This is a genomic window from Nocardioides sp. P5_C9_2 (assembly GCF_054049555.1).
In genome coordinates this window covers 1-7,862 of sequence record NZ_JBFUMD010000144.1, presented here as the reverse complement: position 1 = coordinate 7,862, position 7,862 = coordinate 1, and the positions used below count along the sequence as shown (strand labels likewise).

8 protein-coding genes and 1 pseudogene are annotated in these 7,862 nt (G+C 73.1%); 2 read left to right on the top strand and 7 right to left on the bottom strand.

Going from position 1 to position 7,862, the window contains the following annotated elements; genetic code table 11:
- The 6 genes from ACXJKL_RS09355 to ACXJKL_RS09330 all read right to left on the bottom strand — a co-directional run.
- The coding region (locus ACXJKL_RS09355; protein WP_457206793.1) for a mandelate racemase/muconate lactonizing enzyme family protein at positions 1–1,098 on the bottom strand (1,098 nt) is incomplete at its 3' end.
- Complete coding sequence (locus ACXJKL_RS09350) at positions 1,095–2,060, bottom strand: LysR substrate-binding domain-containing protein (protein ID WP_457206792.1); 966 nt, start codon at positions 2,058–2,060, stop codon at positions 1,095–1,097. The genes ACXJKL_RS09350 and ACXJKL_RS09355, both read right to left, overlap by 4 nt.
- 379 nt (positions 2,061–2,439) lie before the next feature.
- Positions 2,440–3,105 (bottom strand): 3-oxoacid CoA-transferase subunit B, encoded by a 666-nt coding sequence (locus ACXJKL_RS09345; protein WP_457206791.1) that lies wholly within the window; start codon positions 3,103–3,105, stop codon positions 2,440–2,442.
- The gene (locus ACXJKL_RS09340; protein WP_457206790.1) at positions 3,102–3,878 is read right to left on the bottom strand and encodes a CoA transferase subunit A; all 777 of its coding nucleotides are present in this window, start codon (positions 3,876–3,878) and stop codon (positions 3,102–3,104) included. Before ACXJKL_RS09340 ends, ACXJKL_RS09345 begins: the two co-directional genes overlap by 4 nt.
- The gene (gene pcaD / locus ACXJKL_RS09335) at positions 3,875–4,669 is read right to left on the bottom strand and encodes a 3-oxoadipate enol-lactonase (RefSeq protein ID WP_457206789.1); all 795 of its coding nucleotides are present in this window, start codon (positions 4,667–4,669) and stop codon (positions 3,875–3,877) included. The genes ACXJKL_RS09340 and pcaD overlap by 4 nt, the downstream gene beginning before the upstream one ends.
- On the bottom strand, positions 4,669–5,883 hold the full coding sequence (locus ACXJKL_RS09330; protein ID WP_457206788.1) for an acetyl-CoA C-acetyltransferase: 1,215 nt from the start codon (positions 5,881–5,883) through the stop codon (positions 4,669–4,671). Before ACXJKL_RS09330 ends, pcaD begins: the two co-directional genes overlap by 1 nt.
- A gap of 165 nt (positions 5,884–6,048) precedes the next feature.
- On the opposite strand from ACXJKL_RS09330, the gene ACXJKL_RS09325 reads away from it, so the two are divergent.
- Together ACXJKL_RS09325 and ACXJKL_RS09320 are read left to right on the top strand one after the other, a co-directional pair.
- On the top strand, positions 6,049–6,588 hold the full coding sequence (locus ACXJKL_RS09325) for a hypothetical protein (RefSeq protein ID WP_457206787.1): 540 nt from the start codon (positions 6,049–6,051) through the stop codon (positions 6,586–6,588).
- A gap of 86 nt (positions 6,589–6,674) precedes the next feature.
- Positions 6,675–7,559: a LysR substrate-binding domain-containing protein gene (locus ACXJKL_RS09320; protein WP_457206786.1), complete on the top strand. Its 885-nt coding sequence runs from the start codon at positions 6,675–6,677 to the stop codon at positions 7,557–7,559.
- 25 nt (positions 7,560–7,584) lie between these two features.
- Here ACXJKL_RS09320 and ACXJKL_RS09315 read toward each other — a convergent pair.
- Positions 7,585–7,862 (bottom strand): annotated as a pseudogene (locus tag ACXJKL_RS09315) (hypothetical protein); the annotation flags it as partial.

Genomic DNA, 7,862 nt, shown 5'->3' with positions numbered 1-7,862 from the left:
GTCCCGGCGGTAGTGCGCGAGCTTGTCGGGGTCGAGGACGGCGCCGAGGCCGGGACCCGGGCGGACGACGAGCTCGCCGCCACGGATCTCGAGGGGCTCGGCGAGCAGGTCGTCGGTCATGTCGAGGAAGTTGGAGAGCTCGCCGGCTCGCCGCGACGTCAGCTCGAAGGCCGAGCCGAAGGCCAGGGAGCACAGGGACCCGAGCTGGCCGTCGATCTGGTTGCCCATCACGAGCTCGACACCGAGCCCCTCGGCGAGGTGGTGCACACGGCGGCTGGTGGTGAAGCCGGTGCGTGCCGTCTTGATGCTCGCGGCGGTGGCCGAGCCGCCGAGGACCTCACGGGTCAGCTCGGCGGGGGTCACGACGGACTCGTCGGCGATGAGGGGCACGTCGAGCTGCTGGACGAGCCAACGCCGCCCGATCACGTCGTCGGCCGGGCACAGCTCCTCGGCGAAGGTGAGCCCGAGGTCGGCCATCTCCCGCATCGCCCGGGCGGACTCGGAGGCCGACCAGCCGCGGTTGGCGTCGACGTACAGCTCGACGTCGTCGCCCAGGCCCTCGCGCAGGGCGCGGACCACGGCGGTGTCGAGGGTGTGCGGGCGGCGGCCGACCTTCACCTTGAAGGTGGTGATGCCGTAGGTGTCGCGCATCCGCTCGCCCTCGGCGACCATCGCCGCGGGCTCATCGAAGCCGAGCATGTGCGAGACGCGCATGCGATCGGTGTAGCCGCCGAGGAGCTCGGTGACGCTGTAGCCCAGCGACTGGCCCATCGCGTCCCAGACGGCCATGTCGAGAGCGGACCTGGCGGTGGGGTTGCCGACGGTGCGGGACAGCCGTGCGTGGATCTGTTCGCGCTCCATCACGTCGAGCCCGGTGACCTGGGGCGCGAAGATGCTGTCGATCACGGCGACGATCCCGGCCTGCGTCTCGCCGTACGTGAACGGGCGTGGTGGGGCCTCGGCGACTCCGACGACCCCCTCGTCGGTGGTCACGCGGACCAGGACGTGCTCGGCGGCGTGCACCTCGCCGCTGGCGAACTTCAGCGGCTTGGCATAGGGGATGGCGAAGGGGATCGCCTCCACGCTGGTGATCTTCATCGTCGGGCCTCGTCGGGTGCGGGAGCGGGTTCTGGGTCGGGGTCGGGGTCGGGGTCGACAGGGTGGTGGGCCGGGGTGCCGGCGAAGAGTCCGGCGGCCTCGAGCACCCCGAGGACCGAGAGCAGGGCCGGGTCGGTGTCGTCGGTGCGCCACGCCAGGGCCAGGTCGAGGGAGGCCGCGTCCGTGACGTCGCGGAACACGACGCCGTCCAGCGGGGCCGACCGCACCGAGGCCGGGACGAGGGCGATCCCCAGGCCGGCGGCGACCAGCGGCAGCATCACCGAGATCCCGGGTGCCTCGTGGGCGACCCGGGGGGCGAAGCCCGCCTCGCGGCAGCTGCGGCGCACGGCGGCGCTCACCACCGAGCTGGCGCCGGCGAACAGGACGAAGTCCTCGGTGCGGAGGTCTGCCATCGCGATGGTCTGGCGGTCCACCAGCCGGTGGTCACCGGCCAGCGCGAGGACCAGGGGCTCGTGCTCGATGGTGCGCAGGGTGATCCCGTCGCCGGTCGTGGGCGGGCGCAGCACGCCGAGGTCGAGGCTGCCGTCGGTGAGACCCGCCACCTGGGCGGGGGTCAACAGGTCGGCGTTGATCTCCAGCGCCAGACCGGGCAGCTCCCGCTTCACCGCCCGGGCGATCCGGGGGAGCTGGGTGTGGGCCGCGGTGCCGGTGAAGGCGATGCGGAGCAGCCCCTGCCGTCCCTCGGCGATGCGTCGGACACCGCGCACGCTGTCCTCGACGGCGTCCAGGATCCGGGCGGCCTCGCCGCGCAGGAACTCGCCGGCGGGGGTGAGGCTCACGTGGCGGGTCGTGCGGACGAGCAGCGGCGTACCCAGCTCGGCCTCGAGCTGACGGATCGCCTGGGAGAGGGCCGGCTGGGCCAGGTGCAGCCGCTCGGCCGCGCGACCGAAGTGGCGCGTCTCGGCGACGGCGGCAAAGTAGCGCAGGTGCCGCAGCTCCATGGTGTGTGCCTCCGTCGGGGTTCGGATGGTGAGGTCCGTCACGCGTTCGATTCACGGTAGATCCCGACATTGATCGAGGACAAGGTCGCGTATGCGGGTGATTGATAAGCGCGGACGATCAATCTGCTCGCCTGGGTCGCTGCTGACCGCGGCCCGCGAGGGACGCCACCGGGTCGCGCTCGGCAGCTGGCGGCGCACGACACGGGGAACGCCGAGATCCCTGTCGTACGCCGCCAGTTGCGCGGGCACGCCTGTCGTACGCCGCCAGTTGCGCGGGCACGCCTGTCGTACGCCGCCAGTTGCGCGGGCACGCCCGTCGCAAGCCGCCCGCGAGGCGCGGACGTGCGTCAGTCCTCGCGAGTCCCCGAGGGGCTCACGGTCAGACCCCGGCCGGCAGCAGGACGCGGCCGCCGGTGCGCCCGACGACCTGCTCGGCGGTGACACCGGGGGCGAGCTCGACGAGCGCGAAYGCGTCGCCGGTGACGTCCAGGACGCCGAGGTCGGTGATGACCCTCGAGACGACCCCGCGGCCGGTGAGCGGGAGGTCGCAGGAGGCCACCAGCTTGGGCCCTCCGGCGCGGGTGGTGTGCTCCATCAGCACGATGACGCGTCGGGCGCCGCTGACCAGGTCCATCGCGCCCCCCATGCCCTTGACCATGGCTCCGGGCACCATCCAGTTGGCCAGGTCGCCGTTGGTCGCGACCTGCATGCCACCCAGGACGGCGGTGTCGACGTGGCCGCCGCGGATCATCGCGAAGCTGAGCGAGGAGTCGAAGTACGACGCCCCGGGCAGCACCGCCACCGTCTGCTTGCCGGCATTGATGAGGTCGGGGTCGACGTCCTCGTCGTAGGGGAAGGGGCCGACGCCGAGGATGCCGTTCTCGGCGTGCAAGGTCACCGTCGACCCCTCGGGCAGATGGCCGGGGATCATCGTGGGCAGTCCGATGCCGAGGTTGACGTACTCACCCGGCTGCAGCTCCAAGGCGGCCCGCGCCGCCATCTGGTCGCGGGTCCAGCCGGTTCGGTCGGCACTCTGCTCGGTCATGACCGGGGCGTCCTCTCGCGGGTGGTGCGCTTCTCGATGTCCTTGCGGGCGGCCTGCTCGGGGGTCAGGGCGACCACCCGCTGCACGAAGACGCCGGGCAGGTGGACCTCGTCGGGCCCGATCTCGCCGACCTCCACGACGCGCTCGGCCTCGACGATCGTCAGCCGACCGGCCATGGCCGCGGCGGGGTTGAAGTTGCGGGTCGAGGCGTGGAAGACGCAGTTGCCGGCGCGGTCGACGACCGCGGCACGCACCAGGGCGACGTCGGTGACGATCGACTCCTCGAGGACCATCTCCCTGCCGTGGAAGGTGCGCACCTCCTTGGGCGGCGACTGGAGGACGACGGTGCCCTCCGCGTCGTAGCGCCACGGCAGCCCGCCATCGGCGACGAGGGTGCCGACGCCGGTCGGGGTGAAGAACGCGCCGATCCCCGAGCCGCCGGCCCGCAGCCGCTCGGCCAGCGTGCCCTGCGGGGTCAGCTCGACGGTCAGCTCGCCGGCGAGGTACTGGCGACCGAACTCCTTGTTCTCCCCGACGTACGACGCGATGACGCGGCTGATCCGTCGCTGCTCCAGCAGCAGGCCGAGGCCGGCCCCGTCGACGCCGCAGTTGTTGGAGACGACGGTGAGGTCGTCGGCGCCCTGCTCGAGGAGAGCCTCGATGAGGAACGTGGGGATGCCGGCCAGGCCGAAGCCGCCGACCGCGACGCTCGACCCGGACGGGATGTCGACGACGGCGTCGGCCGCGCTGGCGACCAGCTTGTCGAGGCTCATGACGTCTGCTCCGTGTCTGTGTCCGAGGGTGTGAGGTGCTCGATGATCGCCGGGGTGATGGTCGCCGGCTGCTGGGCGTTGGCGAGGTGCGCCGCGTCCGGTACGACGAGCAACCGGCCGTCCTGGACGCCCGCGGCGATGGCCTCGAGGTGCCGTGGCGGCGTGGCCGGGTCGTCGGCCCCGGCGATGGCCAGGGTCGGCGCGCTGATCGAGGCGAGGTCGGCGCGCAGGTCCATAGCCGCGATGACCTCGCAGCAGGACGCGTAGCCCTCCGCGGGCGTGGCGGCGACGAGCGCCTCGCTCGCGGCCCGGACGTCCGGATGGGTCTCGAGGTACGCCGGGGTGAACCACCGCGCCACGACGGCCTCCGCGACGGCGGGGCTGCCCTGCTCGCGCACGGTGGCCGCGCGGTCGCGCCAGCCGCTGGACGGGCTCAGGTGGGCGCCGGTGCACAGCACCACGAGCCGATCCACCCGCTCGGGGTGTCGGGCGGCCAGGCGCATGCCGGTCATCCCACCGAGCGAGAGGCCGACGACGTGCGCCTTCTCCACGCCGAGGGTGTCGAGCAGTCCGACCACGTCGTCGGCGAGGTCGTCGATGTCGTAGGGACCCTCGGGCACCGGGGAGCCCCCGTGCCCGCGGGTGTCGTAGCGCACGACGCGGAAGTGCCGGGCCAGCTCGTCGGCCTGGGCGTCCCACATGGACATCGTGGAACCCAGCGAGTTGGACAGCACGACGACCGGGGCGTCATCGGGGCCGCTGACGACGTGGTTGACGGCGACGGCCGACATCAGGCGACCCGCTCGAAGATCGCCGCGAGGCCCTGGCCGCCGCCGATGCACATGGTCTCCAACCCGTAGCGCGACTCGCGGCGCTGCATCTCGTGGGCCAGCGTGGCCAGGATGCGCGCGCCGGTCGCGCCGACCGGGTGGCCCAGCGAGATGCCGGAGCCGTTGGGGTTGAGCCGCTCGTCGGTCGGGTCGACCTTCCACTCGCGCAGGCAGGCGAGCACCTGGGCGGCGAACGCCTCGTTGAGCTCGATCACGTCGATCTCGTCGAGGGTGAGGCCGGCGCGCTCGAGGGCGGCGGCGGTGGAGGGGACCGGGCCGATGCCCATCACCTCGGGGCCGACACCGGCGACGGCCCATGACCTGAGGGCGAGCAACGGCCGCAGGCCACGGCGCTCGGCCTCCTCGCGCGTGGTCACGACGCACATGGCCGCGCCGTCGTTCTGGCCGCTGGCATTGCCGGCGGTCACGGTCGAGTCCGGGTCGATCCTCTCGCGCACCGGGCGCAGGGCGCTCAGCTGCGCGAGGGTGGTGTCGGGGCGCGGGTGCTCGTCGCGGTCGACGACCACGTCGGGCTTGCCGCGCCGGCCGGGGACGGTGACCGGCACCAGCTCGTCGGCGAACCGGCCGGCCTCATGAGCGGCGCCCGCCCGCTGCTGGGAGCGGACCGAGAGCTCGTCCTGCTCCTCCCGGGAGATGCCGTACTCGCGGCGCAGGTTCTCGGCCGTCTCCAGCATCCCGCCGGGGACGGGGTGGTCCCTTCCGCCGGCGGTCTCACGGGCCCGGACGAGGCGGTCCATCAGCTCGATGCCGCCGCTGCGGACACCCTTGCGCAGGCCGAGGGCGTAGTGCTCGACGTTGGACATCGACTCGGTACCACCGGCGACGATGAGCGTGCCCGCGCCGCTGGCGATCTGCGAGGCGGCGTACAGCACGGCCTGCAGGCCCGAGCCGCAGCGGCGGTCGAGCTGGACGCCGGGGACTCCGGTGCCGAGGCCGGCGTCGAGTGCGGCGATCCGGCCGATGGCCGGGTTCTCGCCGCTGGGGTAGCAGTTGCCCAGGATGACGTCGTCGACGTCCCCCTCCTGCAGCCCCGTGCGTCGGACGAGCTCGGCGAGCGTGGTCGAGGCCAGGTCGACGGCGGACAGGGAGGCGAGGGCGCCCCCGTAGCGACCCACCGGGGTGCGTACGGGATCACAGATGACGATGTCGGTCATGTGGTCGAACCTAGTCGTGACCTTCAATACAGTGAAGTACTCATTTCGCGACCATTGAGACGTCAGACGTCCTGAACGCGCTCGCGGCCGGCCCTGCGCGGATCGACCTTGCTACGCTCCGCACGCTCGACCGAGAGACGAGGGCGAGCAGGGGGAGGGACTCAGATGGTCGCCATGAGGTGGGCCGCGCGGGCGGCGGTGGTGTGCGCGATCGCCGTGAACGGCGTGATCGGGGCGGTGCCGCTCGGATCAGCGGCCGCGGACACCACGGCGTACGACGACCCCGTCGGGGACTCGACGTCGGTGGACATCTCCCGGGTGCGCGTCGTCCACCGTGACGCAGTCGCCGTGCGGGTCCGCTCGACCGTCCCGCTGGCCGCCGGCCAGCTCTACATGTTCTGGATCGACACGGGGCGTGGTCCCCGGTCCACCTACCACGTCGCCTTCAGCCCGAACTCCGGCTTCGAGGATCGCCTCGGTCTCGTCCGGCCCTTCGGCCGGCACCCGTCCCGCTTCGTCCAGTGCCCGGGGATGCGGGCGCACGCCGACATCTTCAGCGGCGCGCCCGTGGCGCTCCGCGTCCCGCGGCCCTGTCTGGGCGACCCGAGGAGGATCCGGGTCGCGGTGCGGTTCGAGGACGAGGCGACGAGCGCCGCGGACTGGGCGCCCCAGCGCCGCACCTTCGGTCCCTGGGTAGCGCGGTAGCTCCCTAGCGACCGGCGGTGCCGGACGGACGGTGATATGCCTCAGCGTCTGTCACGGGCGCACTGAAACGCTGCAAGTATGAGTGGATGGAACTGCGCCACCTCCGCTACTTCGTCGCCGTCGCCGAGCAGCGCCACTTCGGTCGCGCCGCCGAGCGGCTGCACATGGCCCAGCCGCCGCTCTCCCAGCAGATCCGGCAGCTCGAGTCCGAGCTCGGCGTCACGCTCCTCACCCGCACCACGCGGCGCGTGGACCTGACGCCGGCAGGGTCGGCGTACCTCGACCACGCCCGCGCGATCCTCGCCGCCGTCGACACGGCCGGCGAGGTGGCCAGCAGGATCGCGGCCGGACGCACCGGGCGGCTGACGGTCGGGTGCGTCGGGTCGGCGACGTACTCCCTCCTGCCCGCCCTCGCGAAGGCGCWGCGCGTCGAGCTGCCCGACGTGGAGTTCGGGTTCCGCGGCGAGATGCTCTCGCCCGACCAGGCCGCCGCGCTGCACGACGGCTCGCTCGACCTCGCCCTGCTGCGGCGGCTGCCGGACACGTCGGGGCTCATGATCCGCGAGGTACGCCGCGAGCGGCTGCTGGTCGCCCTGCCCCAGGAGCACCGGTACGCCGACCGCAAGCGGCTGCGGGTCGTCGACCTGGCGGGGGAGGGCCTGATCGTGCATGCCGGCAGCGGCCGCAGCGTGATGAGCTCACTGGTCCACGACCTCTTCGAGGGCGCCGGCCTCGAGCCCGACGTCGTGCACGAGGTGGCGGAGACCTCGACGCTGGTGACCTTCGTGGCCGCCGGGCTCGGGGTCGCGATCGTGCCCGAGCCCACCGCGGCCCTCAACGTCCCGGGCGTGGTCTACGTGCCCCTGGTCGGCACGCCCGGCGTCGACCTGGTCGTGGCCACCCGGGAGGGCGACGAGAACCCGGTGCTCGCGCGTGCGCTCGCCCGGCTCGGGGAGCTCGCCGACCGCTGACGTCAGGAGGGGACCGGTGCCCCGCTCACCGTCGGGTGAGGCGGAGCAGGCAGTCCCATGCCGTCCGCTCGACCTCGGCGCCGTGGCCTTCCTCGGCGGTGACCACCCGCGCCACCCGCTCGGCACGCTCCACGTCCACGGCGATTCCGTCAGTGCCCGCGATGCCGTCGGTGCCCGCGATGCCGTCGGTGCCGGCGAGGTCCTGGAGCAGGTCCTCCGCGGTCATCAGCACGGCGGGGTCCTGCGGGCCGCCGGTGCCCTCGGTGAGGTTGGTGCTGTCGTGGCCCACCCACAGCAGGGTGC